This is a genomic window from Neisseria sp. HMSC067H09, assembly GCF_001814135.1.
Taxonomy (GTDB): domain Bacteria; phylum Pseudomonadota; class Gammaproteobacteria; order Burkholderiales; family Neisseriaceae; genus Neisseria.
The window spans coordinates 6,128-29,051 of sequence record NZ_KV814935.1 but is presented as its reverse complement, the minus strand read 5'-3'; the positions used below and the strand labels follow the sequence as shown (position 1 = coordinate 29,051).

Here is a 22,924-nt window from a genome sequence, read left to right as displayed (position 1 = left end):
GCCTTTATCGCAAGGCAGATGGAACAAACGCCGCAAGCGTTTTTTCAGACGACCTTTGAACCCATCGGTAGGATGTGTGCCGCAAGGCACGCACGCGGTGGGTTGGGGTTGCAGGGAAAATGGAGAACGCGTGCGTGCGTACTGCACACACACACTACATGCAGGCTGCTACACAACCTGTTTTCCTTGCAGAACCCTTAACCCCCAACAGCCACCCCATCCTCTCTCCCCGTGGGAGAGAGTTAGAGAGAGGGCAACAAGCCACAAGGCTTGTATTTGGTCGGTTAGGGTGTTAGGGAAGGTTGCCGAAATTCGGGGCGTGCCCTCTCCCCAGCCCTCCCCCACGGGGGGAGGGGGAAGGTTGCAGCAGATTCAGACGTTGCAGGTCGTCTGAAAAAGAATGCCCGAAGTATCAACAGCAGGAATTTTTTAGGTAGCCTTTATCACAAGGCAGATGGAACAAACGCCGCAATCGTTTTTTTCAGACGACCTTTGAACAACCCATCGGCAGGGTGTGTGCCGCAAGGCACGCACGCGGTGGGTTGAGGTTACAGGGAAAATGGAGAACGCGTGCGTACCGCACACACCCTACATGCGGGCTACGGCTTGCTTTAGGTAGATCATTTTAAATAAAGGATACAAAATGGTACAAAAAACAGAAAGAGACTTATATTTTCTTGATAGAAATATTTTGAATCAATTTTTAACGGGCAAATTAGATACATTTAGGGATACTATACGAAATCAAACAAATAATATACAAGCATTTGACAACACTACTTATTCTGCATTATCAATTTTACCAATATTGCGAGAAGGATGTTTGGGAGCATGTACAAATAGAGACGACCTTATTCAATATTACTCAGAAATATTTAGCTTTATATCTGATTGGTATGTGGATCCTAAAAAAGCAAAATTAACCGCCAAAACCGCCTGTTATAGAAAAGAAATACAAGATTTAGATAGGTATTTAGAATTATTCGGCTCTACTGGTAACAATCCTTATGGGTTAATAGGAGTAGAAATTCTTTTTAATGGAGATGGAGAAAAATTAAAAAATACAATGATTTCATCTATTGATGATGACATGAAAAATTATAATTTAATTCAGAACTTTTACAATAATTATTCTCCCAAAAACAAAGAGGAAAGAAAAAAATATTTATATGCCTTATTTGATTATGCTATAGATAATGATATTGGGAATAATATTTATCTTTTTACATTAATACTAGCAATATGCGGAAATCAAATAGCACAAGGGATTATTTACCATAAAAATAATTCTCCTTGGAATGCATATTCAGATTTATCTATATTTGACATATTTAATTTTGCTTATGATATTAATGACTTATTTAAAGATAATCCAAATATAGATCCGTTTGAAAATATCATGATCGTTACGAGTGATAAAAATTTATTTGAATATTACAAATTTGTATATTTATTTAGCCTAAATAGACAGAATAAAATACCTATTAAAAATTTAGATCAGCTTAATTTTTTTCCCTTTATTAAAAATGAAGAAGGGGTTAGGAAGTTAAATATTCAAGAGATACAAGAGATAAATGTTAGCAAATTTATTTTTGGAAACTTAACAGATGTCTTTGATGACATCACAACCTTTCTTAAGAGATAACCCACCATGCCCAAACGTACCGACCTAAAATCCATCCTTATCATCGGCGCCGGCCCTATCGTTATCGGTCAGGCTTGCGAATTTGACTATTCGGGCGCACAGGCCTGTAAGGCTTTGCGTGAAGAAGGCTACAAAGTCATTCTGGTGAATTCCAACCCCGCCACGATTATGACCGACCCTGAAATGGCGGATGTTACCTACATCGAGCCGATTATGTGGCAGACGGTGGAGAAGATTATCGCCAAGGAGCGGCCTGATGCGATTCTGCCCACGATGGGCGGCCAGACCGCGCTGAACTGTGCGCTGGATTTGGCGCGCAACGGCGTGTTGGCGAAATACAATGTCGAGCTGATTGGCGCGACGGAAGACGCGATCGACAAGGCGGAAGACCGCGGCCGTTTTAAGGAGGCGATGGAGAAAATCGGCCTCTCCTGCCCGAAATCTTTTGTCTGCCACACGATGAACGAAGCCTTGGCGGCGCAGGAACAGGTCGGCTTTCCGACGCTGATTCGCCCGTCTTTCACCATGGGCGGTTCGGGCGGCGGCATTGCCTACAATAAAGACGAGTTTTTGGCGATTTGCGAACGCGGTTTCGATGCGTCGCCCACGCATGAGCTGCTGATTGAACAGTCCGTCCTCGGCTGGAAAGAGTACGAGATGGAGGTGGTGCGCGATAAGAACGACAACTGCATCATCATTTGTTCGATTGAAAACTTCGACCCGATGGGCGTGCATACGGGCGACTCGATTACGGTTGCGCCGGCGCAGACGCTGACGGACAAAGAATACCAAATCATGCGCAACGCAAGCTTAGCGGTATTGCGCGAAATCGGCGTGGACACGGGCGGCTCGAACGTGCAGTTTGCGGTGAACCCTGAAAACGGCGAGATGATTGTGATTGAGATGAACCCGCGCGTGAGCCGTTCGTCCGCGTTGGCTTCCAAAGCGACGGGCTTCCCGATTGCGAAAGTGGCGGCAAAGCTGGCGGTCGGCTTTACGCTGGACGAGTTGCGCAACGACATCACCGGCGGCCGCACGCCCGCGTCGTTTGAGCCTTCCATCGACTATGTGGTAACCAAAATCCCGCGTTTTGCGTTTGAAAAATTCCCCGCCGCAGACGACCGTCTGACCACGCAGATGAAATCGGTGGGCGAAGTGATGGCGATGGGCCGCACCATTCAGGAAAGCTTCCAAAAAGCCCTGCGCGGCTTGGAAACAGGCTTGTGCGGCTTCAATCCGCGCAGCGAAGACAAAGCGGAAATCCGCCGCGAACTGGCCAACCCCGGCCCTGAGCGTATGCTGTTTGTGGCAGATGCGTTCCGCGCGGGCTTCACGCTGGACGAAATCCATGAAATCTGTGCCATCGACCCTTGGTTCTTGGCGCAAATCGAAGACTTGGTGAAAGAAGAGCAGCAGGTAAGTGCAGGCTGCCTGCAAGATTTGGATTTTGCCGCCTTACGTCGTCTGAAACGCAAAGGCTTCTCCGACAAACGCATCGCGCAGCTTTTGGGCGTAAAAGAAAAAGAAGTGCGCGAACACCGCTACGCGCTGAAGCTGCATCCCGTCTATAAACGCGTCGACACCTGTGCCGCCGAGTTCGCCACCGAAACCGCCTACCTCTATTCCACTTACGAAGAAGAATGCGAAGCGCGTCCTTCCGACCGTAAAAAAGTGATGATTCTCGGCGGCGGCCCAAACCGCATCGGTCAAGGCATCGAGTTTGACTACTGCTGCGTCCACGCCGCGCTCGCCCTGCGCGAATCGGGCTTTGAAACGATTATGGTGAACTGCAACCCCGAAACCGTGTCCACCGACTTCGACACCAGCGACCGCCTCTATTTCGAGCCGCTGACGCTGGAAGACGTGTTGGAAATCGTCCGTACCGAAAACCCGTGGGGCGTGATTGTGCATTACGGCGGTCAAACCCCGCTCAAACTCGCCAACGCATTGGTTGAAAACGGCGTGAACATCATCGGCACGTCCGCCGACAGCATCGACGCCGCCGAAGACCGCGAACGCTTCCAAAAAGTGTTGAACGACTTAGGCTTGCGCCAGCCGCCCAACCGCATCGCCCACAACGAAGAAGAAGCGCTCGTCAAAGCCGAAGAAATCGGCTATCCGCTGGTCGTGCGCCCGTCTTACGTCCTCGGCGGCCGCGCCATGCAGGTCGTCCACTCCGCCGAAGAGCTGCAAAAATACATGCGCGAAGCCGTGCAGGTATCCGAAGACAGCCCCGTGTTGCTCGACTTCTTCCTGAACAACGCGATTGAAGTCGATGTGGACTGCGTTTCAGACGGCAAAGACGTCGTTATCGGCGGCATCATGCAGCACGTCGAACAAGCAGGCATCCACTCCGGCGACTCCGGCTGCTCGCTGCCGCCCTACTCGCTCAGCGAAGAAATCCAAGACGAAATCCGCCGCCAAACCAAAGCCATGGCCTACGCGCTGGGCGTGGTCGGCCTGATGAACGTACAGTTTGCCGTGCAGGACGGCGTGGTGTTCGTGTTGGAAGTGAACCCGCGCGCCAGCCGCACCGTGCCTTTCGTCTCCAAAGCCACCGGCGTGCCGCTCGCCAAAGTCGGCGCGCGCTGCATGGCAGGCATTTCCCTGCAAGAGCAAGGCGTGGAAAAAGAAGTCGTCCCCGATTTCTATGCCGTTAAAGAAGCCGTGTTCCCCTTCATCAAATTCCCCGGCGTGGACACCATTCTCGGCCCCGAAATGCGCTCCACCGGTGAAGTGATGGGCGTGGGCGCAAGCTTCGGCGAAGCCTACTACAAAGCCCAACTCGGCGCAGGCGAACGCCTGAACCCGACCGGCAAAATCTTCCTCGCCGTGCGCGACGAAGACAAGCCGCTCATCGTCAAAACCGCGCAAAACTTCCAAGCCCTCGGCTACGGCGTCTGCGCCACACGCGGTACCGCCGAATACCTGAAAGAGCACGGCATCATCGTGCAAGCGGTAAACAAAGTGCAGGAAGGCCGCCCGCACATCGTGGACGCGATTAAAAACGGCGAAATCGCGCTGGTGGTGAACACCGTCAGCAGCTCGGCGCAGTCCATCGCCGACAGCCACAGCATCCGCCGCACCTCCCTCACCCAACGCGTGCCGCAATACACCACCATCGCCGGCGGCGAAGCCATGAGCGAAGGCGCAAAAAGCCGCGACCACCTGGGCGTGTACAGCGTGCAAGAGTTGCATGGACGGTTGAAAAACAGAGGCTGAATCTGAATCGGGTTTAGCTTGAACAAAAGGTCGTCTGAAAATAAGGCTTATCTTTCAGACGACCTTTTGCCATCCGCCTCCCAAACTGCTAAACTATTTACATTATTTTTACTTGAGACATACGCACACATGAAAGGCCCAGAGCAGAGCAGCATGACCGCCCGCCGTTTTTCGTGCGTATCGATATGAATCAGGCAGCTTGAGCGTTTCAGGCTGCCTTTTCGCGTTTGAACACAAAGGAATACAAAAATCATGGATTTCAGTTGGTTGGCAGAGCCGCATACTTGGATAGGCTTTGCCACGCTTCTGGTACTCGAAGTCGTCTTGGGGATAGACAACCTTGTTTTCGTCGCCATTTTGGCGAACAAAGTCAAACCCGCCCAACGCGACCGCGCGCGTATTACCGGTTTAGGGCTTGCGGTCGTTATCCGCATCATCATGCTCGGCTTCATGGCGCACATCATGACCCTGACGCGCCCGCTGTTCCACATTGGTGGGTTGGACGTTTCCGGAAAAGACATGATTATGCTCGCGGGTGGCATCTTCCTGCTCTACAAAGCCACCACCGAACTGCACGAACGCCTCGAAGGGCATAACCAGTTTGCCGTTGCCGACAGTCAGAAGAAACACGCGCGATTTTGGAGTGTGGTTGCCCAAATCCTGATTCTTGACGCGGTATTTTCCATCGATTCCGTCATCACTGCCGTTGCGATGGTCGATCACATCGTCGTCGCCATGGGCGCCGTTGCCGTTGCCATGACCGTCATGATTTCCGCCAGCAAACCGCTGACCGAATTTGTGGACAGGCATCCTACCGTCGTCATGCTCTGTTTGGGTTTCCTGTTGATGATCGGTTTCAGCCTTATTGCCGAAGCCTTCCATTTCCATATCCCCAAAGGCTACCTCTACGCCGCTATCGGCTTCTCCATCCTGATTGAAGCGTTCAACCAAATTTCGCAGCGCAACAGTCGCAAAAACGACTACATCAGCAGCTCGTGGCGCAAACGTACTGCTGAAAACGTCTTGGGCATGATGGGCATACGCGAAAGCGTGCTTGCCAAAGCGGGCGATGAAGCGGAGGACGACGGGCATTTTGAAGAAAACGAAAAATCCATGATACGCAGCGTCCTTACGCTTGCCGAACGTCCCATCCTCGGCGTGATGATTCCACGTCGCGACATTGAGCGTTTGGACATCTCTCAAAGCCGCGAAGAGCAACACGCCCAACTGCAAAATACCCCGTACAGCCGCCTGCTCGTCGTCGGTAAAGCCGGCGTGGACGAACCGTTGGGCTACATCAACAAAAAAGACCTGCTCGCCCAACTGCTCGAAACCGGCGAACTCAATATCCAAGCCGTCCTGCGCCAGCCGCTTGTCCTGCCGGACAGTACGACTGCATTGGGGGCGATTGAACTGTTCCGCCAAAGCAGCGCGGATTATGCTTTGGTGGTCGATGAATTCGGCGCGGTTTTGGGCATGGTTACCATGAAAGACCTGCTGGAAACCATTGCCGGCGAATTCCCCGAAGAGTTTGAACGCCAAGAAGAACCCGCCGTTCAAGAAAATGCCGATGAAAGCTTGACCGTGGACGGTTCGCTCGAATACGTCGAACTCGCGCCGCAACTCAACCTCCCGCCGCAAGAAGAAGATGCCGACTTCCACACTGTCGCCGGACTGATTATGGAAGAGCTGCAAAGCATTCCCGATGTCGGCGACTTTGCCGACTTCCACGGCTGGCGTTTCCAAGTCGTTGAAAAAGACGGTCAACGCATCGAGCGGGTACAGATCACCAAGCTGCCTGACGAAGGATAATCAAATTATCATTGTGAAATAAAAAGGTCGTCTGAAAACCTTAATTCAAGGTTTTCAGACGACCTTCTTTCATGTTTTCTAAATCAAACGCTTTTAAAACGCTTCGCCGACTTTCACGCCGCCGGCGGTGTCTTTAGGCGTGGCAAGTTGCGCGGTCATGGCTTGGGCGGCTTGGAAATCAGGCGTTTGCATCACGGCTTGGGCGGCTTCTTTGCCCAGTGTGTTCGCCATGTATTGCCAGCGGTTTGCCAAATCGGGATTGGCGGGTATTTGGAAGCCGTCGCGCAGTTCGTCCACGAGGTCAGGACGGTTGCAGACGAGGACGATGTCGCAGCCTGCTGTAAAGGAAGCGTTTGCACGTTCTTTGATGCCGCCCGCTGCGCCTGCGCCTTCCATCGTGAGGTCGTCTGAAAAGATAACGCCTTTAAATCCGATGTCTTGACGCAGGATTTGTTTGAGCCATTTTTCGGAGAAACCGGCGGGCTTGCCGTCAATTTGCGGATAAACGACGTGGGCGGGCATGACCGCCGCCATACCTGCGCCGCTTAAGGCACGGAACGGAATCATGTCGGCGGCTTCGAGTTCGGCAAGGCTGCGCGTGTCTTCGGGTTGCACCAAATGGCTGTCGCCTTCGACAAATCCGTGTCCGGGGAAATGTTTGCCGCAGGATTTCATGCCGCCTCGGTTCAGACCTTTTTGCAGGGCAAGGGCAAGTTGGGTCACGGTGTCGGCATTTCGGTGGAAGCTGCGGTTGCCGATGACGGGGCATGTTCCCCAATCAAGGTCGAGGACGGGTGTGAAGGAGAGGTCTATGCCGCAGGCGGTCAGCTCCGTCGCCAATACCCAGCCGACCTGCTCGGCTTTTTCTTTGGCGGCGGCTTCGCCTTCGGTATCCCAAATCTGCCCTAAGGTGTTCATGGCGGGCAGTCGGGTGAAGCCTTCGATGAAGCGTTGTACCCTGCCGCCTTCGTGATCGACGGCGATGATGAGTTCGGGCGTGCGCAGTGCTTTGATTTCTTGAACTAGGGCTTTGAGCTGCCCGACGTTTTCGAAGTTGCGGCGGAACAGGATGACGCCGCCGATAGACGGGTCGAGCAGGCGTTGTTTTTCTTCTTCGGAGAGACAGTAGGCGGCGACGTCTGCCATAACGGGGCCACGCGGGATGGAATGGGGAGCGTTCATTTTTGGATTCCTTAAAATGTTTCAGACGACCTTAAAGTACCAAAGGTCGTCTGAAAACGGGAAAACACGTCAGGCAGCTTTGCCTTTTTTGTCTTTCAGTATGAAGATGAGGGCGGTCATGACGACGCCGGTGGCGAAAAAGCCCAGCCAAGCCGATTGCGTCATGCCCAACACGAGGTAGCCTGCCGCTGCCGCGCCTGCGACGGTCAGGGCGTAAGGCAGTTGCGATGTAACGTGGTCGATGTGGTTGCAATGCGCGCCGGTGGAAGACAGGATGGTGGTGTCGGAAATGGGCGAACAGTGGTCGCCGCACACCGCGCCTGCCATCACGGCGGACATACACGGGATAACCAACGATGCATCGACTTTAACCGCCATCGCGGCGGCAATCGGCAGCATAATGCCGAACGTGCCCCAGCTTGTGCCTGTGGCGAACGCCATCACGCTGGCAAGTAGGAAGAGGATGACGGGCAGGAAGCCGGGATGGATATTGTCTGCAACCAGCGTGGAGAGGTAGTCGCCGGTGTGCATTTCGCTGACGACGGTGCTGATGAGCCAGGCAAGAATCAGGATGGTAATCGCGCCGAACATCGAAGATATGCCCTGACGGACGGCTTTGGGATAGTCGGCGGCCTTGATGGTGCCGAGCGTGCAGAGGACAACGGCGAGTACGCCGCAAGTACCGCCGAACACCAGCGAAGTGTTTACATCGGTATTTTCAAACGCGCCCAAAATGCTGAAGGTTTCGCTTGCCTGCGCGCCTGTGTAAATCATGGCGGAAACGGTGGATGCGATCAACACCAAAACAGGGATAATCAGCGCGTAAACCCTGCCTTTAGGGCCGTCAGAGCCGGCGGATTCGTCATGGGTTTCCTGCAATGCCGCTTTTTCAAGGCGCGCCATCGAGCCGATGTCGAAAGAAAACCAAGCGACGACAAACACCATGATCAGGGCGAACAGGGCGTAATAATTCATCAGGCTCATGGCAACAAACACACCCATCGGCGTGTATCCGGTGATGTGGTAGGTAACGAGCAGACCTGCCAGCGTGGCGATAATCGATGCGCCCCAGCTTGAAACCGGCATCAGTACGCACATCGGCGCAGCGGTAGAGTCAAGGATATACGCCAGTTTGGCGCGGGAAACTTTGAATTTGTCGGTAACGGGGCGGGCAATCGCACCGACGGCGAGACTGTGGAAATAGTCGTCAATAAAGGTAACGAATACGAGGCAGGCTGTCAGCATTTTTGCGCCGCGCCGCCCTTTGATGTGTTGCTTCGCCCAATCGGCAAACGCCTGATTGCTGCCCGAAAAGGTTAAAAGAGAAGTGAAAATACCGAGCAACAACAAGAAAATCAGGATTTTAGGTTTTCCCAGCGACCAATCGCCGTCTGCCCAAGCCAGTCCGACCACCATGTCTTTCAGGTGTGTCAGTCCGTCAATCGGGCTGCCGCCGACCAAAAAGGCAACGCCGACCAAGATACCGATGCCCAAAGACAGCAGCACGCGGCGGGTGATGACGGCAAGCGCCAATGCCAAAAACGGCGGCACGACGGATAAAAACGAATGTGAATAATCAATCAGGTGCATAATATTTTTATTAATAGGAAGTCAATCGGAGCGGAACGTTTTCAGACGACCTTTGAATGCGATTGTTGACAAAGCCAAAAGAGCAAAACCATCAAAAAACAAACAAATCAATCAGTTGCTAAAATTACAAAATACCCGCCACCTTAGGATGGCGGGTATTCTATCATTGAATGGCGCTTGCGTTGCACCTTATTGCAGAGTCAGGGCAAGGAAAAGCGTATTGCCGTCGCGCTGAACCAGCAGCGGCACATTTTTGCCCGCGCCTGCCAACGCGCTGCGGAAGCTCGATTCGTCGTTGACGCTGATTTGACTGACGGCGAGGATTTCGTCGCCGCGTTTGAGTCCGGCACGTTCCGCCGCGCCGCTGACGCGGGAAACAATCAGACGGCTTTTGCCTGCACCTTCATCGACGCGCAGGGTCAGTCCCGTATTATCGACGGTAAAGCCGTCCGCCGGATTTGCCTGCTGCGGCTGCTCGGTAGCGCGAGAAGACGTTTCGTTCTGCTCCGCCATGCTGCCGAGTTTGACTTTCACATTGATTTTCTCGCCTTTGCGCCATACTTCCAGCGAAACTTCCTTACCCGGCAGCATTGAGCCGACCATGACCGGCAAATCGCTGGACACGCGCACTTCTTCGCCGTTGACGCTGCGGACGATGTCGCCCACTTGCAATCCTGCCTGCATGGCAGGGCTGTTCGGCATCACTTTGGCAATCAACGCGCCGCTGGCTTTGTCCAAACCGAACGATTTCGCCAGATCGTAAGACACTTCCTGAATAATCACGCCCAACTGACCGCGCTGAACCTTACCGCTGGTTTTCAACTGCTCGGCAACATTCATCGCCACATCAATCGGAATCGCGAAGGAAATGCCCATAAATCCGCCGCTGCGGCTGTAAATTTGAGAGTTGATGCCGACTACCTGACCTTTCAGGTTAAACAGCGGACCGCCGGAGTTACCCGGATTGATGGCAACGTCGGTTTGGATGAAAGGCGTGTAGCTTTCGTTCGGCAGGCTACGTCCTTTGGCGGACACGATGCCCGAAGTAACGCTGTTGTCAAAGCCGAACGGCGCACCGATGGCGGCAACCCACTCGCCCGGTTTCAAATCTTTCGGATTGCCGATTTTGACGACAGGCAATTCTTCCGAAGCGTCAATCTTCAGCAGCGCGACATCGGATTGCGTATCCGAACCGATCAGCTTGGCGGTGTATTCGCGTTTGTCGTTGAGCAGGACTTTGATATTGCCCATGCCGGCAACGACGTGGGTATTGGTCAGGATATAGCCGTCTTTACTGATGATGAAGCCGGAGCCGAAGTTCAAATCCTCGTCGGCAGACTGGTCTTCCGGCATATCGGGCATATTCGGGACAAGGCGTTTGAAAAACTCGTAAAACGGGTCGTTGTCAGGGAACTGGCTCAAATCCATGCCCTGCTCTTCAGACTGCCCGCTGCCTGCGGCACGCCCTGCAGGGGAAGCTTGGATATTGACCACCGCCTGACCTTCGTTTTGCACCAATTGTGCGAAATCGGGCAGCAGCATACCGACGCTGCCGTCATCTTTGGAAGGTTCGATTCTTTGTACGAATTCTTCGCTTTTACTGTCGCCGCCGAAGAAGCTGCTGATTTTGTCACAGCCGCCCAAGGCCAGCGCAGAAGCCGTTACCAAAGCAAAGTATCTGTATTTGTTCATTTTTTCGCGCACCGCGTTTCCTTTTCCGAATAACGGATTGTGTTCTTGCATCTTAAAAACAGGGGGGTCGTCTGAAACTTTTATCGTTTTCCAACCCGATAAGGTCGAATTTTACCTTTTGCCCATATTTTTTCAAGCATTTCATTTTAAATAAAAAAATGCCGTCAGAAATTTTAACCTGATAGAAAGGTTGTTTTGTTGATTGTTTACAATTTATCAATGTTTACATCAACTTCGCACCATACTCGCACAAATCATTAATGATGCATTTCCCGCATTGCGGCTTCTGCGCCTTGCAGGTGTAGCGCCCGTGCAAAATCAGCCAATGGTGCGCATCCATCAAAAACTCTTTCGGCACAAAGCGCATCAGCTTGTCTTCCACCTCGCGCACATCCTTGCCCGGCGCGATTTTGGTGCGGTTGGACACCCTGAAGATGTGCGTATCGACCGCCATGACGGGATGGCCGAACGCCGTGTTCAACACCACGTTTGCCGTCTTGCGACCCACGCCCGGCAACGATTCCAAAGCCTCGCGGTCTTCCGGCACTTCGCCGTTGTATTTTTCCAGCAGGATGTGGCAAGTCTGCATGATGTGTTTGGACTTGGTTTTATAAAGCCCGATGGTTTTCGTGTATTCCATTACGCCGTCCAAACCCAAATCCAACATCGCCTGCGGCGTATTGGCAACCGGAAACAGCTTTGCCGTCGCCTTATTCACGCCCACGTCGGTCGCCTGCGCCGACAGCAAAACGGCAATCAAAAGCTCGAAGGGTGAATTGAAATGAAGCTCGGTGGTCGGATGGGGATTGGCAGCGCGGAAACGCTCGAAAATTTCTTGGCGGATCTGTCTGTTCATGGGGGTACGGGTAGGATTGGTGTATGTCTTTATCGTTTGCCCGATTATAACGCAAAAGGTCGTCTGAAAACGCCAACCGCTTTTTCAGACGGCCACTTAATATTCCCGGATCCCTATTCTTACGTTATATTCCATCCCTTTTAAAAATGAAGGTCGTCTGAAAATATGTTGGGCAAACTGGATACTTGGCTGATGGAACACCCGAAACGGGATGATTTGCACGGCTGGCGGCGTTTTGCGGTCGAATTTTGGTTTTTCGGACTGAAAGAAGCGCGCGCCTGTTTGTTTGCAGGTTTGTTTTTCATCGCCATGTTCCTGATTCCGAAAACAGGCTGGCTGGGGATTTCACGCTATGACCTACTGCTGATTTTTGCAGTCTCCGTGCAGGCTGCGATGCTGTATTTCAAGCTGGAAACGTGGGACGAAGTGAAATCGATTACGCTTTTTCACTTGGTGGGCTTTGCTTTGGAGTGGTTCAAAACATCGGGCGACATCCAGTCTTGGAGCTATCCGGACGAGGCATATACCAAAATCGGCGGCGTGCCGCTGTTTGCGGGCTTTATGTATGCGGCGGTCGGCAGCTACATCATTCAGGCTTGGCGGCTCTTTAATATCAAAATAAAAAGCCATCCGCCGTATTGGTTGAGCACATTGTGCGCGCTGGCAATTTACGTCAATTTTTTCACCCATCACTATCTCGGCGACTACCGCTGGTATCTCGCCGTATTCGCACTCGGGCTGTATGCGCGGACAACTGTTTTATACACGCCCTATGACACCACCCGAAAAATGCCGCTGCTGCTGTCTTTCGTCCTGATCGGTTTTTTCATTTGGCTGGCGGAAAATTTAGGGACTTTGTTCGGCGTTTGGCGTTATCCCAACCAAATCGGCGCATGGGCATCGGTACACATCAGCAAATGGAGTTCGTGGGCTTTGCTGGTGATGATAACGTTTACCATCGTGGCGAATTTAAAACACGTCAAACACACCATCAGCGTTTCTAAAGATTAATGTTCGATACTGCGAAAAGGTCGTCTGAAAATGCCTCTTCCGCTTTTTCAGACGACCCCTTCCCTATCCCGCTTACGCCTCCTGCACATCCACATCCACCGACCATCTGATTTTGCCGTCGCGGTTTTGCTGCAACACCTGCACCCACAAACTCACGGCGCGGTGCAAATCCTGTCGGGATGTCGATTCAAGGAAGATTTGCGCGCGTTCGCGTTCGGCGAGGCGCACCATCAGCATGGGGGCGGCGCCGAACTGGGAGACGCTTGCGGGCAAAAGCGGGGCGAGGGTTTCTTTGGCGGCGTTGAGAAACTCCATCGCATCGGCAACGCGCGGCGCGTCGGCGCGGACGGCGGTCTGAAAACCGAAGGGCGGCATGGCGAACATTTGCCGCTCGTTCAATTCGTTTTCGGCAAACACGGCGTAGTCCTGCGCTTTGACGGCGGCGAAGACGGGATGTTCGGGCAGTTGGGTCTGTATCAGCACCTTGCCGGGTTTGTCGGCGCGCCCCGCCCTGCCGGACACTTGCATCAGCTCGGCGAACAGCCTTTCCGGCGCGCGGAAATCCGCGCTGTACAGGCTGCCGTCGGCGTTCAACACGATAACAAGGTTGAGCCGCGCGAAATCATGGCCTTTGGCGAGCATCTGCGTGCCGACCAAAATGTCAATTTCGTTGTCGGCGATGCGGCGGTACAAATCTGCCCAGTCGTTTTTGTGCGCGGTGCTGTCCCTATCGACGCGGACGACGGCGGCCTTGGGCAGGAAGGCGCGCAGGGTTTCTTCGACGCGCTGCGTGCCGTGCCCGACGGCGGTCAGGTCTTGGTTGCCGCAGTCGGGGCATTTGAACGGGATGGGTTCGCGGTGGTCGCAGTGGTGGCAGCGCAGTTGGCGGGCGCGTTGGTGCAGCACCATTTTGGCGGAGCAGTTCGGGCAGCCGAAGGTATGGCCGCAGTCGCCGCAAAACAGCGCGGGCGCGAAACCGCGACGGTTGAGGTACACCAGCGACATGCCGCCCGCTTCAAAATTCTGTTTCAAAAGCTGCAAGGCTTGCGGTGAGAAACCGTTGTCGAGTTTCAGACGACCTACGTTGAGTATTTCCACTTGCGGCAGTTGTGCGGCGGTGTGAGCGCGCTCGGTCAGTTGCAACAGGCGGTACGCGCCGCTTTGCGCTTTGTGCCAGCTCTCCAAGCTGGGCGTGGCGCTGCCCAATACGACGGGGCAGCCGCTCTGCTTCGCCCGCCACACCGCCAAATCGCGGGCGTGGTAGCGCAATTCGTTGTCCTGCTTGAACGAGCCGTCGTGTTCCTCATCGACCACAATCAGTCCGACATCAGGCAAAGGCGTGAACACCGCCAGCCGCGTGCCGATGACCAATTTCGCCTGCCCCAACATCGCGCGCAAATAATCCTGCGTGCGCCTGCCTGCCGCCATCTGGCTGTGCAACACGGCGGTCGGCACGTCGGCAAAACGGTCTTCCACCCGCTTCAAAAGCTGCGGCGTGAGGTTGATTTCGGGCAACAGAAACAACACCTGCCGCCCCTGCGCCAACACTTTCGCCATCGCATCGAAATACACCTCTGTCTTGCCGCTGCCGGTGATGCCGTACAGCAGAAACGGTTGAAAACTGCCGAAGGTTGTCTGAATTTCATCGGAAGCCTGTTGCTGGTTGGCGTTGAGCTGAAATTCAGACGACCTCAATACAGGCTTTGCCGCTTCCGTCGTTTCAATCCAGCCCTGCTCCGCCCAATCTTCGATTAATTTCGCCGCCTGCGCGTTTACCTGCTTCAGCGCCGCCATCGTCATTCCGCCCGACAGCAGCGCGTCCCACAAAGCCGCTTTTTTGTTGAACCGTGCCGGCGGCGGCGTTTGCACCCTGCCCGCTTCGTTCAGCGCGTAAAACAACGGCGGCTGCGGCATTTCCACCGCGCGCGTTTCTTTCAAACCCTGAGGCAGCGCGGCAAACACCGCCTGCCCCGTCGGATAGTGGTAATAACGCGACGTAAACGAGAGCAAATCACGCCAGCTTTCGGGCAGCGGCGGCTCGTCCGAAAAGGTCGTCTGAATACTCAAAATCCGCGCCGCATCCATATCCGGCGCAATATCCGTTTCCCACACAATCCCGACCACGGTTTTGTTGCGGAAAGGCACAAGCACCCGCGCGCCCAGCGGCAGCGGCTCGGAATGGGAATAAGTCAAAAGGCCGTTTGAAAGCGGCACGTTTACGGCGATGCGGTGGTAGATCATACAGGCAGGCAAATCATTTTTTTGCGTATTTTAACAGCCGAAAGCTATTTTCAGACGATAAATTGAGCCTCAATACAATGCAGGCATGACAGAGGTTTGATACAATGCGGTTTTCTTGACACACGCCTATACTTAAAAATGAAAACCAAATTAATCAAAATCTTAGCCCCCATCGCTCTGATCTCACTGACCGCGTGCGGGCAAACGCCCGTTTCACAGGCAAATGCAGCGCCCTCTTCAGCTGCCGCCAAGCCCGCCGCCCCCGTACAAGGCAAAGTCGGCGAAGCCTTGAAAGCCCGCCTCGAAAAAATTTACGAATCCCAAGGCCTGAAAGTCATCAGCGTCAGCGAAACCCCTATTCAAGGCATTTATGAAGTCGTCGTCAGCGGCAAACAAATCATTTACACCGATGCCAAAGGCGACTATATGTTCGTCGGCGACCTCATCGACGTCAACACGCGCAAAAGCCTGACCGACGAACGCGCCGCCGATTTGAACAAAATCGACTTCGCCTCCCTGCCTTTGGACAAAGCGATTAAAGAAGTACGCGGCAACGGCAAGCTGAAAGTCGCCGTCTTCTCCGACCCCGACTGCCCATACTGCAAACGCTTGGAACACGAGTTTGAAAAAATGACCGACATCACGATCTACAACTTCATGATGCCGATTCCGAGCCTGCACCCCGATGCCGCGCGTAAAGCCGAAATTTTGTGGTGCCAGCCCAACCCGACCCAAGCCTGGACCGACTGGATGCGCAAAGGCCAATTCCCGAGCGGCAAAGCCAATTGCGACAATCCCGTTGCCGAAACCACTTCTTTGGGCGAACAATTCGGCTTCAACGGCACACCTACCCTCGTCTTCCCGAACGGCCACAGCCAAAGCGGATACAGCCCCATGCCGCACCTCAAAAAAATCATCGAAGACAATCAGAAATAAGATTGGCTTCAAGATACGGCAAAGGTCGTCTGAAAACCTTGTATATCGGTTTTCAGACGACCTTTTTCTTTAATTATAGTGGATTAAAATAAAAATGAGACAAGGCGGCAACGTCCGCCGTGTACGGGTAGTACATAAGGGCGTTGGCAACGCCGTATCATTGCAATTTTAATCCACTATATCAGACAAATCCCGTTTATTTCACCTTAGTCGCCATCAACGTATGCAACCGGCGGTTATCGGCGCGGGCGACAGTGAACTGCAAACCGCCGATCACGACTTTTTCGCCGCGCACGGGCAGGTGTCCCAATTCCTGAATGACCAGCCCGCCGATGCTGTCGGCTTCTTCGCTGCTGTAATCCGTACCGAAAAAGGCGTTGATGTCTTCGATTTCGGTTACGGCGTTGATACGCCAGCGTTCGGTAGAAACGGCGTGGATATTGTCCGCGCTTTCGTCTTCGTCAAACTCGTCTTCGATGTCGCCGACGATTTGTTCGATAATGTCTTCAAAAGTTACCAAACCCGACGTGCCGCCGTATTCGTCGATGACGATTGCCATGTGGTTGCGCTGCTCGCGGAATTCTTTCAAAAGCGCGTTCAGCGATTTGCCTTCGGGTACGAAAACGGCAGGACGAAGGATGGATTTGAGGTTGAACTGCTCGGGATTGAACATGTATTTGAGCAGGTCTTTGGCGTGCAGGATGCCGAGGACTTCGTCTTTGTCTTCGCCGATGACGGGGAAACGGGAATGGGCGGTTTCGATGACGTAGGCAGTGATGCGCTCGATGCTGTCGTTTTCTTTCAAAACGTTCATGTGGCTGCGGGTAATCATGGCATCGCGCACTTCCAAGTCGGCAAAGTCGAGGACTTTTTCCAGCCGCAAAAGTGTATCCGCGTCAAACACTTCCTGCTCGTGCGCCTGCCGCAGCAGGCTGAGTACGTCTTCGGCGGAATCGGGTTCGCCGGCAAGTCGGGAAATCAAACGTTCGAAAAATGTCGGTTTCGACCGGGTGTCGTCCATTTCAGTATTCGTCCTCTTGGTAGGGGTTGGGATAACCTGCCGCCTGCATCAGGCGGATTTCGAGCGCCTCCATTTCTTCGGCCTCGGTCTCTTCGATGTGGTCGTAGCCCATCAGGTGCAATGTGCCGTGCATGGTCAGGTGGGCAAAGTGCTGCTCGGCGGTTTTGCCCTGCTCGGCAGCTTCTTTCAATACGACTTGCGGGCAGATGATCAAATCGCCGCAAAGCTCGTCTGAAAACTGATCGGGCAGGATTTCGCCTTCGTTCAAGGCAAAACTCAACACATTGGTGGCGTAGTCTTTGCTGCGGTAATCGCGGTTGTAGGCGCGGGCTTCTTCTTCGTCCAGCAGAATCAGGCTGATGTCGGCGCGGCGGTATTCATTTTTCAACGCCGCCCATGCCCAGCGGTAGAAATCGCGTTCGCTCGGAAGATTGGCGACGGTTGAGGCGTTTTCAAAATTCAGGCAGAAACGTTGCCGCTGCAACGATAAGAAGGGATATTTTTTGGCGCGTTTCATGCTGTAAGGCTGTTGGGTTTAAAATGTTTTTAGAGAATAAGTTTTATTTTACGGCAGTATGAACTAACATCATGCCGACAGACCCTGTATTCCGTTTCTTGCGGTCTGTCGAAATCGGCATTTCAATGCCGGTACACATTATAGTTTATTTCGTTGCAACAGATATAGTGCAACGGCTTCTCCGACAGCTTCGCAGCGGAATACCTTTATCAACCACGGTAATTGCAAATGAACAAATTTCTTTTCCCCATACTGATTGCCCTGACAGCCTGCTCCCCGCAAAACAAAATCGAAACGTCGGCTGCCAAACCGACGGAAACTCTGGTCGAGAAAAGCGGCGGCGATACGGTCAAAATGACAGGGACAGTCCATTATTCGCTCGAACAGGCTGAATTTACCGCCGACGGGAAAACCTATTTCATCAACGGCGGCGACAGCCTGATGGATCAAGTAGAAAAGAACCGCCTGAGTTCCGGCTCATATAACGTTACCCTGAACAATGTCTGCATTCAGGGAAAAGTGCTGACCAAAGAACAAAACCAAGGCAACGGATTCGGTCCTTTGAGCAAGTACAGTCAGGCGGTTAGCGTAGAAAGTTTGTGTTAGACTGTCGAACTTCCCGCCTCATGAATTAGAAAATCAGAAACTGCAAATGAACCCGAAAAAACTCGTTATCGCCAGCCGCGAAAGCCTGCTTGCCATGTGGCAGGCAAAACATATCCAAGGTCGTCTGAAAACCCTGTATCCCGACTGCGAAGTCGAAATCTTGGGCATGACCACACGCGGCGACCAGATTTTGGACAAAACCCTGTCGAAAATCGGCGGCAAAGGCCTGTTTATCAAAGAGTTGGAACAAGCCTTGCAAGACGGACGCGCCGATTTGGCGGTGCATTCGATTAAAGACGTGCCGATGGATTTGCCCGAAGGCTTCGCCCTTGCCGCCATCGGCGAGCGCGCCAATCCGTTTGATGCGTTCGTATCCAACCAATACGCGCGTTTGGAAGAAATGCCCAAAGGCGCCGTCGTCGGCACATCCAGCCTGCGACGCGAAGCCCAGTTGCGCGCCCGCTACCCGCACTTAGTGATTAAACCCCTGCGCGGCAACGTGCAAACCCGCCTGTCCAAACTCGACAACGGCGAATACGATGCCATCATCCTCGCCGCCGCCGGATTGCAGCGTTTGGAACTGGACGAACGCATCCGCCTGATTCTCTCCGAAGCCGACAGCCTGCCCGCTGCCGGACAAGGCGCGTTGGGCATCGAAATCGCCGCACACCGCACCGACCTTCTCGACGTCTTGAAACCCTTAAACCACGATATAACACACGCCTGCGTGACTGCCGAACGCGCCCTCGCCCGCGCTTTGGGCGGAAGCTGCCAAGTCCCGCTTGCCGCGTATTGCACCGAAGAAAACGGCCTGCTCACCCTGCGCGGACTGGTCGGACATCCCGACGGCTCGGTAATCTTGCAGGCAGACGCACAAGCCCCCTCCGCCTACGCCGATGCGCTCGGACGCGCGGTCGCCAAAAAGCTGGCGGACGACGGCGCGCAGGAATTGATTGAAGCCGTGTTGAAAGAACAAGCCGAATAAATCGGTTGGCAAGAAAAGGTCGTCTGAAAAACGTTTTCAGACGACCTTTTGCCATTCGCCGCCAAACTTGAAAGACGGCACAAATAAGCGCAAAATGTTAACAAGTTAACCTATGGCTTCTCTTATTTATAGTGGATTAACTTTAAATCAGGACAAGGCGAGGCAACGCCGTACTGGTTTAAAGTTAATCCACTATAAGACATCAAACAAACCTGCTGAACAAGATTGGAAAACAAATGAGTAAAAAACTCCACCCGCAGACGCTCGCCATACGCGGCGGCAAAGAGCAAACCGAATACCGCGAACACAATCAGGCATTGTTCCTCACCAGCAGCTTCATGTGGGACAACGCCCAACACGCTGCCGATTTGTTTTCTAAAAAAATCAAAGGGTTCACTTATACCCGTACCGCCAACCCGACCATCGCCGCTTTTGAAAAGCGCATCGCCGCTTTGGAAGGCGCAGAACGCGCGGTCGCCACTTCGACGGGTATGTCCGCGATTCAGGCGGCGTTTTTCACCTTCCTGCAGGCGGGCGACCATGTGATTTCCAGCCGCAGCCTGTTCGGCACGACCGTCGGCTTTATCAATAACATCGTCACCAAATTCGGCATCGAAGTGAGCCATGTGTCGCCGACCGATGTGGACGAATGGAAAGCCGCCGTCAAAGCCAACACCAAACTGCTGTTTTTGGAAACGCCTTCCAACCCCTTGGGCGAAGTGGCCGACTTGGAAGCCTTGGCAGAATTGGCGCACAGCATCGGCGCGCTTTTGGTGGTGGACAACAGCCTGCTGTCGCCCGTCGGCTCGCAGCCTTTGAAACACGGCGCGGATATTTCCGTTTCCTCCGCAACCAAAGCCATCGACGGACACGGGCGCGTGATGGGCGGCGTGTTGGCGGGTTCGGAAGAATTGATGACGCAGGTCGCCGTTTACTGCAACTCTTGCGGGCTGGCGATGTCGCCGTTTAACGCATGGCAGTTGTTGAGCGGCGTGGAAACCCTGTCGCTGCGTATGGAAAAACAGTTCGACAACGCCCTGAAAATCGCCCAATGGCTGCAAGCGCAGCCGCAGGTTCAAGCCGTGTACTACACCGGATTGCCCGATCATCCGCAGGCGGAGCTTATCCGCAAGCAGCAAAACGGCGGCGGCATCGTCATCGGCTTTGAAGTCGCCGACACTGACGCCGCGTGGAAAATCGTCGACAGCGTTGAACTCTTCTCCCGTACCGCCAACCTCGGCGACGTGCGCTCGACCATTACCCACCCGTGGACAACCACACACGGCAGGATGCAGCCCGAAGAAAAACTCGCCGCCAATATCCGCCCCGGACTGGTTCGCCTGTCCGTCGGTTTGGAATATGTCGATGATTTGATTGACGATTTGAAACAGGCGTTGGCGCGTTAAGCCAAACGCCCGACAGACGGCATTTGCTGAACCATTACATTTCAGACGACCTTTTGGCGTTTCAAAGGTCGTCTGAAAACATTAAAATACACACAACATCAAATAAGGAAATCGATTATGAGTGAAGCAGAATTTTCTGACTGGGCAATGAAAATCTGCCTGACCGGACTGGTTATTTTCTTGGGCTTTATCGTCTGGAACTTGGGCAAGGAATCCAAGGCGGGCAAATTCGGCATCGCGATTTTGTTCCTGGTATTGGGCTTGGGCGTGTTCGGCTTTATTTTCAAAGAAGTGCTGATTAAATTCATCGCCCTGCCTTGAGGCGGCAAACTAAGAAGAATAAGGGAAAGGTCGTCTGAAAACCCCGAATACGGGCTTTTTCAGACGACGGCGGATTCGCATTTGAATACAACTTTCCTGCAATAAAGATTGCCATGGGCTACACACAACTGATCCGAGACGAACGATACCATATCCAATACCTGTCCCGCTACTGCACCATCGCCGAAATCGCCAAACAGCTCAACCGCCACAAAAGCACCATCAGCCGCGAAATCAAGCGGCACTGCAACCAAGGGCAGCAATACAGCGCCGAAAAAGTCCAAAGGCAAAACCGGCTGACCAAACAGTGCCAGCGAAAACCCTATAAGCCCGATTCGCAGCTGATTGAAAAACACTTGGCTACGAAACGCCAAGTGTTTTATTCTTGAATCTGTTCCAACCACCGGTACCCTGGTGTTGCACTTGAAATCCGAATCCAAGGTCGTCTGAAAAACTTAAATCTGGGTTTTCAGACGACCTTTCGTTTGCCATACTGTGTTAACGGATGTCCATAGGCGCGAAGGATTTGACGGTTTCGTCCACGGCTTTGACGCGGGTCAGGAAGTCTTCCAGTTGGGCGAGCGGCAGGGCGCTGGGGCCGTCGCATTTGGCTTGGTCGGGGTTGGGGTGTGATTCGAGGAAGAGGCCTGCGAGGCGGGTTGCCATGCCTGCGAGCGCCAAGTCCAGCACTTGCGCGCGCCGTCCGCCGGATGCGGCCGCACCGGATTCGCGGGTTTGCAGGGAGTGGGTAACGTCGAAGATGACGGGCAGGCCGCCGCAGGTTTGCTTCATGACGCCGAAGCCGAGCATATCGACGACGAGGTTGTCGTAGCCGAAGTTGGCGCCGCGTTCGCAGAGGATGATTTGATCGTTGCCCGCTTCTTGGAATTTTTCGACGATGTTTTTCATCTGCGAGGGGCTGAGGAACTGGGGTTTTTTGATGTTGATGACGTTGCCGGTTTTTGCCATGGCGACGACGAGGTCGGTTTGGCGGGCGAGGAAGGCGGGCAGTTGGATGACGTCGCAGACTTCGGCGACGGGGGCGCATTGGTAGGGTTCGTGGACGTCGGTGATGACGGGTACGTCAAACTCGCGTTTGACAGTTTGGAAGATTTTCATGCCTTCGTCCAAGCCGACGCCGCGGAAGGAGTGGATGGAGGAGCGGTTGGCTTTGTCGAAGGAGGCTTTAAAAACATAGGGGATGCCGAGTTTGTCGGTCACTTTGACGTATTGTTCGCAGGCTTTGAGGGTGGAGTCGAGGTCTTCTAAAACGTTGATGCCGCCGAACAGGGTAAAGGGGAGGTCGTTGCTGACGGTGAGGTTGTTGATGCGGATGTTCATGATGATGGGGCTTTCTCGAAGGTCGTCTGAAAATGGCTGAAAGGTCGTCTGAAAGCGGATTTTGCGGTTTCAGACGACCTTTGTGTTTTATAGGACGGTGTGCGGCGGCTCGTAGGAGAGGATGTCGCGGATTTTGTTGTGTTCGTCCACGAGGACGACTTTGGGTTCGTGCGCGGCAATTTCGGGTTCGGACAGCATGACGTAGGACATGATGATGACGATGTCGCCTTTTTGGACGAGCCGTGCGGCGGCACCGTTGAGGCAGACGACGCCGCTGCCGCGTTCGCCGGGGATGGTGTAGGTTTCGAAGCGTTCGCCGTTGTTGTTGTTGACGATGGCGACTTTTTCGTTAACGAGGATGCCTGCGGCGTCGAGCAGGTCTTGGTCTATGGTGATGCTGCCGACGTAGTTGAGGTCGGCTTCGGTAACGGTGGCGCGGTGTATCTTGCCGCCGAGCATGGTGCGGAACATGGGTTTCCTTTTGGTTTAGGATTGCGGGTGCAGACGTATAGTGGATTAAATTTAAATCAGGACAAGGCG

Annotated in this window: 18 protein-coding genes and 1 pseudogene; 10 read left to right on the top strand and 9 right to left on the bottom strand. The window is 53.5% G+C overall.

Annotated elements, in window-relative coordinates:
* The first annotated feature begins 643 nt into the window (after positions 1 to 643).
* The 3 genes from HMPREF2954_RS08720 to HMPREF2954_RS08710 all read left to right on the top strand — a co-directional run bounded on the left by HMPREF2954_RS08720 (position 644) and on the right by HMPREF2954_RS08710 (position 6,679).
* Complete coding sequence (locus HMPREF2954_RS08720; protein WP_045072355.1) at positions 644 to 1,645, top strand: hypothetical protein; 1,002 nt, start codon at positions 644 to 646, stop codon at positions 1,643 to 1,645.
* 6 nt (positions 1,646 to 1,651) lie between these two features.
* Positions 1,652 to 4,867, top strand: a complete 3,216-nt coding sequence (gene carB / locus HMPREF2954_RS08715; protein WP_070689093.1) for a carbamoyl-phosphate synthase large subunit — start codon at positions 1,652 to 1,654, stop codon at positions 4,865 to 4,867.
* Positions 4,868 to 5,119: 252 nt separating this feature from the next.
* Positions 5,120 to 6,679, top strand: coding sequence for a TerC family protein (locus HMPREF2954_RS08710; protein ID WP_070689092.1), 1,560 nt, complete (start codon positions 5,120 to 5,122; stop codon positions 6,677 to 6,679).
* A 93-nt stretch (positions 6,680 to 6,772) separates the two neighbouring features.
* Here HMPREF2954_RS08710 and nagZ read toward each other — a convergent pair whose 3' ends face one another.
* The 4 genes from nagZ to nth all read right to left on the bottom strand — a co-directional run bounded on the left by nagZ (position 6,773) and on the right by nth (position 11,999).
* Positions 6,773 to 7,861: a beta-N-acetylhexosaminidase gene (nagZ, locus tag HMPREF2954_RS08705; protein ID WP_036492159.1), complete on the bottom strand. Its 1,089-nt coding sequence runs from the start codon at positions 7,859 to 7,861 to the stop codon at positions 6,773 to 6,775.
* Between the two features lie 69 nt (positions 7,862 to 7,930).
* Positions 7,931 to 9,451 carry a Na+/H+ antiporter NhaC family protein gene (locus HMPREF2954_RS08700; RefSeq protein WP_003765874.1) on the bottom strand — a complete coding sequence of 507 codons (1,521 nt, stop codon included), beginning with the start codon at positions 9,449 to 9,451 and terminating at the stop codon, positions 7,931 to 7,933.
* A gap of 189 nt (positions 9,452 to 9,640) precedes the next feature.
* Positions 9,641 to 11,143 (bottom strand): DegQ family serine endoprotease, encoded by a 1,503-nt coding sequence (locus HMPREF2954_RS08695; RefSeq protein ID WP_168165602.1) that lies wholly within the window; start codon positions 11,141 to 11,143, stop codon positions 9,641 to 9,643.
* Between the two features lie 223 nt (positions 11,144 to 11,366).
* Positions 11,367 to 11,999, bottom strand: a complete 633-nt coding sequence (gene nth / locus HMPREF2954_RS08690; protein ID WP_045072358.1) for an endonuclease III — start codon at positions 11,997 to 11,999, stop codon at positions 11,367 to 11,369.
* Positions 12,000 to 12,164: 165 nt separating this feature from the next.
* On the opposite strand from nth, the gene HMPREF2954_RS08685 reads away from it, so the two are divergent.
* Positions 12,165 to 13,010, top strand: coding sequence for a DUF817 domain-containing protein (locus tag HMPREF2954_RS08685; protein WP_045072359.1), 846 nt, complete (start codon positions 12,165 to 12,167; stop codon positions 13,008 to 13,010).
* A 72-nt stretch (positions 13,011 to 13,082) separates the two neighbouring features.
* Here HMPREF2954_RS08685 and HMPREF2954_RS08680 read toward each other — a convergent pair whose 3' ends face one another.
* Entirely contained in the window at positions 13,083 to 15,251 is a 2,169-nt protein-coding gene (locus tag HMPREF2954_RS08680; RefSeq protein WP_045072360.1) for a primosomal protein N', read from the bottom strand.
* Between the two features lie 138 nt (positions 15,252 to 15,389).
* On the opposite strand from HMPREF2954_RS08680, the gene HMPREF2954_RS08675 reads away from it, so the two are divergent.
* A complete protein-coding gene (locus tag HMPREF2954_RS08675) occupies positions 15,390 to 16,187 on the top strand; it encodes a DsbC family protein (RefSeq protein ID WP_045072361.1) in 798 nt (265 codons plus the stop codon).
* 196 nt (positions 16,188 to 16,383) lie between these two features.
* Here the strand turns inward: HMPREF2954_RS08675 and HMPREF2954_RS08670 are convergent, their stop codons facing one another.
* Together HMPREF2954_RS08670 and ybeY are read right to left on the bottom strand one after the other, a co-directional pair.
* Positions 16,384 to 17,208, bottom strand: coding sequence for an HlyC/CorC family transporter (locus HMPREF2954_RS08670; RefSeq protein ID WP_003757575.1), 825 nt, complete (start codon positions 17,206 to 17,208; stop codon positions 16,384 to 16,386).
* Position 17,209: 1 nt separating this feature from the next.
* The gene (ybeY, locus tag HMPREF2954_RS08665; RefSeq protein WP_070689091.1) at positions 17,210 to 17,725 is read right to left on the bottom strand and encodes an rRNA maturation RNase YbeY; all 516 of its coding nucleotides are present in this window, start codon (positions 17,723 to 17,725) and stop codon (positions 17,210 to 17,212) included.
* A gap of 228 nt (positions 17,726 to 17,953) precedes the next feature.
* On the opposite strand from ybeY, the gene HMPREF2954_RS08660 reads away from it, so the two are divergent.
* From HMPREF2954_RS08660 to HMPREF2954_RS08640, 5 genes and pseudogenes are all read left to right on the top strand, one after another.
* The gene (locus HMPREF2954_RS08660) at positions 17,954 to 18,331 is read left to right on the top strand and encodes a hypothetical protein (RefSeq protein WP_045072364.1); all 378 of its coding nucleotides are present in this window, start codon (positions 17,954 to 17,956) and stop codon (positions 18,329 to 18,331) included.
* A 46-nt stretch (positions 18,332 to 18,377) separates the two neighbouring features.
* Positions 18,378 to 19,316, top strand: coding sequence for a hydroxymethylbilane synthase (hemC, locus tag HMPREF2954_RS08655; protein WP_045072365.1), 939 nt, complete (start codon positions 18,378 to 18,380; stop codon positions 19,314 to 19,316).
* A 236-nt stretch (positions 19,317 to 19,552) separates the two neighbouring features.
* Positions 19,553 to 20,722 carry an O-succinylhomoserine sulfhydrylase gene (gene metZ / locus HMPREF2954_RS08650; RefSeq protein ID WP_045072366.1) on the top strand — a complete coding sequence of 390 codons (1,170 nt, stop codon included), beginning with the start codon at positions 19,553 to 19,555 and terminating at the stop codon, positions 20,720 to 20,722.
* A gap of 117 nt (positions 20,723 to 20,839) precedes the next feature.
* Positions 20,840 to 21,043, top strand: a complete 204-nt coding sequence (locus HMPREF2954_RS08645; RefSeq protein ID WP_003768561.1) for a DUF2788 domain-containing protein — start codon at positions 20,840 to 20,842, stop codon at positions 21,041 to 21,043.
* A gap of 113 nt (positions 21,044 to 21,156) precedes the next feature.
* Positions 21,157 to 21,408, top strand: a pseudogene (locus HMPREF2954_RS08640) (helix-turn-helix domain-containing protein); the annotation flags it as partial.
* Between the two features lie 133 nt (positions 21,409 to 21,541).
* On the opposite strand, the gene kdsA reads toward HMPREF2954_RS08640, so the two are convergent.
* Together kdsA and panD are read right to left on the bottom strand one after the other, a co-directional pair.
* Entirely contained in the window at positions 21,542 to 22,384 is an 843-nt protein-coding gene (gene kdsA, locus HMPREF2954_RS08635) for a 3-deoxy-8-phosphooctulonate synthase (RefSeq protein ID WP_045072368.1), read from the bottom strand.
* 87 nt (positions 22,385 to 22,471) lie between these two features.
* Positions 22,472 to 22,855, bottom strand: coding sequence for an aspartate 1-decarboxylase (gene panD / locus HMPREF2954_RS08630; protein WP_003767516.1), 384 nt, complete (start codon positions 22,853 to 22,855; stop codon positions 22,472 to 22,474).
* Positions 22,856 to 22,924: the final 69 nt, after the last annotated feature.

What these genes read in the sequence shown, in the direction of transcription:
- HMPREF2954_RS08680 (WP_045072360.1), bottom strand. Translation starts at nt 15,251, where the DNA reads ATGATCTACCACCGCATCGCCGTAAACGTGCCGCTTTCAAACGGCCTT.
- HMPREF2954_RS08720 (WP_045072355.1), top strand. Translation starts at nt 644, where the DNA reads ATGGTACAAAAAACAGAAAGAGACTTATATTTTCTTGATAGAAATATT.
- nth (WP_045072358.1), bottom strand. Translation starts at nt 11,999, where the DNA reads ATGAACAGACAGATCCGCCAAGAAATTTTCGAGCGTTTCCGCGCTGCC.
- HMPREF2954_RS08695 (WP_168165602.1), bottom strand. Translation starts at nt 11,143, where the DNA reads ATGAACAAATACAGATACTTTGCTTTGGTAACGGCTTCTGCGCTGGCC.
- HMPREF2954_RS08660 (WP_045072364.1), top strand. Translation starts at nt 17,954, where the DNA reads ATGAACAAATTTCTTTTCCCCATACTGATTGCCCTGACAGCCTGCTCC.
- HMPREF2954_RS08710 (WP_070689092.1), top strand. Translation starts at nt 5,120, where the DNA reads ATGGATTTCAGTTGGTTGGCAGAGCCGCATACTTGGATAGGCTTTGCC.
- HMPREF2954_RS08700 (WP_003765874.1), bottom strand. Translation starts at nt 9,451, where the DNA reads ATGCACCTGATTGATTATTCACATTCGTTTTTATCCGTCGTGCCGCCG.
- HMPREF2954_RS08685 (WP_045072359.1), top strand. Translation starts at nt 12,165, where the DNA reads ATGTTGGGCAAACTGGATACTTGGCTGATGGAACACCCGAAACGGGAT.
- metZ (WP_045072366.1), top strand. Translation starts at nt 19,553, where the DNA reads ATGAGTAAAAAACTCCACCCGCAGACGCTCGCCATACGCGGCGGCAAA.
- carB (WP_070689093.1), top strand. Translation starts at nt 1,652, where the DNA reads ATGCCCAAACGTACCGACCTAAAATCCATCCTTATCATCGGCGCCGGC.
- HMPREF2954_RS08675 (WP_045072361.1), top strand. Translation starts at nt 15,390, where the DNA reads ATGAAAACCAAATTAATCAAAATCTTAGCCCCCATCGCTCTGATCTCA.
- hemC (WP_045072365.1), top strand. Translation starts at nt 18,378, where the DNA reads ATGAACCCGAAAAAACTCGTTATCGCCAGCCGCGAAAGCCTGCTTGCC.
- ybeY (WP_070689091.1), bottom strand. Translation starts at nt 17,725, where the DNA reads ATGAAACGCGCCAAAAAATATCCCTTCTTATCGTTGCAGCGGCAACGT.
- panD (WP_003767516.1), bottom strand. Translation starts at nt 22,855, where the DNA reads ATGTTCCGCACCATGCTCGGCGGCAAGATACACCGCGCCACCGTTACC.
- HMPREF2954_RS08670 (WP_003757575.1), bottom strand. Translation starts at nt 17,208, where the DNA reads ATGGACGACACCCGGTCGAAACCGACATTTTTCGAACGTTTGATTTCC.
- nagZ (WP_036492159.1), bottom strand. Translation starts at nt 7,861, where the DNA reads ATGAACGCTCCCCATTCCATCCCGCGTGGCCCCGTTATGGCAGACGTC.
- HMPREF2954_RS08645 (WP_003768561.1), top strand. Translation starts at nt 20,840, where the DNA reads ATGAGTGAAGCAGAATTTTCTGACTGGGCAATGAAAATCTGCCTGACC.
- kdsA (WP_045072368.1), bottom strand. Translation starts at nt 22,384, where the DNA reads ATGAACATCCGCATCAACAACCTCACCGTCAGCAACGACCTCCCCTTT.